This window comes from Kitasatospora sp. NPDC047058, from assembly GCF_040643935.1.
Lineage (GTDB): Bacteria > Actinomycetota > Actinomycetes > Streptomycetales > Streptomycetaceae > Kitasatospora.
Genome location: NZ_JBEYVJ010000867.1, coordinates 1 through 1,397 on the forward strand (window position 1 = coordinate 1; position 1,397 = coordinate 1,397).

Annotated in this window: 1 protein-coding gene and 1 pseudogene; both read right to left on the reverse strand. The window is 69.7% G+C overall.

Features of this window, described 5'->3' with window-relative positions; all coding sequences use genetic code 11:
• On the reverse strand, positions 1-1,005 hold a 1,005-nt coding region (locus ABZ885_RS41190), incomplete at its 3' end, for an HAD-IC family P-type ATPase (protein WP_360200343.1).
• A gap of 304 nt (positions 1,006-1,309) precedes the next feature.
• Positions 1,310-1,397 (reverse strand): annotated as a pseudogene (locus tag ABZ885_RS41195) (transposase); the annotation flags it as partial.

Sequence of the window (1,397 nt, forward strand, 5' to 3'; positions counted from 1 at the left end):
GTCGACGTCGCCGGCGGCTTCGACGGCGCGGCCGGAGAGGGCGACCACGTTGCGCTGGACGAGGCGGTCCATGCCGGCGATGCCGATCGCGGAAAGCAGCGCGCCGATGGTGGTCGGGATGAGGGCGACCATCAGCGCGACCAGCACGATGGTGGTCTGCGGGGAGTGGGCGTAGATCGCCATCGGCTGGAGCGAGACCACCGACAGAATGAACACGATGGTCAGCGAGGCGAGCAGGATGTTGAGGGCGATCTCGTTCGGCGTCTTCTGCCGGTCCGCCCCCTCGACCAGGGCGATCATCCGGTCGATGAAGCTCTGCCCGGGCCGGGAGGTGATGCGGACGACGAGGTGGTCGGAGAGCACCCGGGTGCCGCCGGTGACGCCGGTGCGGTCGCCGCCGGACACGCGGATCACCGGCGCGGACTCGCCGGTGATCGCCGACTCGTCGACGCTCGCCACCCCCTCGACGACCTCGCCGTCGCGCGGGATCACCTCACCGGCGGACACGAGCACGATGTCGTGCAGCAGCAACTGCTCGGCGGGGATGGTCTCGTGGCGGTGGTCGCGGGTGCCGACCCGCCAGTGCAGCAGGCGCCGGGCGGTGGTGCCGGCCCGGGTCTGGCGGAGCGAGTCGGCCTGCGCCTTGCCCCGGCTCTCCGCGACCGCCTCGGCGAGGTTGGCGAACAGCACGGTCAGCCAGAGCCAGAAGCTGATCACCCAGGCGAAGACGCCGGGGTGGAGGACCGCGCTCAGCGTGGTGGCCGCCGAGCCGGTCTCCACCACCAGCATGACCGGGTTCCTGGCCATGGTGCGCGGGTGGAGCTTGCGCAGCGCGGCCGGCAGTGCGTCGGTCAGCTGCTGAGCGTCGACCAGACGGCGGCCGCCCCTTACCGGGCCGGGCCGGTGCCTCGGATGCGGGGGCTGCCGACCGCTGGTTCGGTCGGAGCGCTGGAACCTGTCCTGGGTGTCGGTGGTGTCCGGTGGAGTGAGGGCCGAACGGCGCATCGGTTCTGAGACCTTCCGGGGCCGCTGTTGGTGAGTGGGCGGCGGGATCGGGTGAGAGCGGGACGCCGATCAGCGAAGCACCGGATCTCCGTACTTCCGCTGCATTTTGACGGGAGCTTGGCGTGACGCCGTCGATCCTTGACAGGTCTCTGACGCCCTGCAGCATCGGGCGGCGCGCCAGTTCCGCCCAAGGCTCCCGACACACCGTCGGAGTGCGTGGGCAAGTCCTTGTCGCGGCTGTTGGGGGAGCGACCGAAGGCCATTGACGAGTTGTTGACAATGCCTGGCGATAACTAATGCCGTATCAGGCAATGTTGGCCCTGGTGACGACTTCGCGTAGGCGCTGATCGGCGGCGTGCTTGTTCCGCCAGATGATGTAGCGGCGGATCATG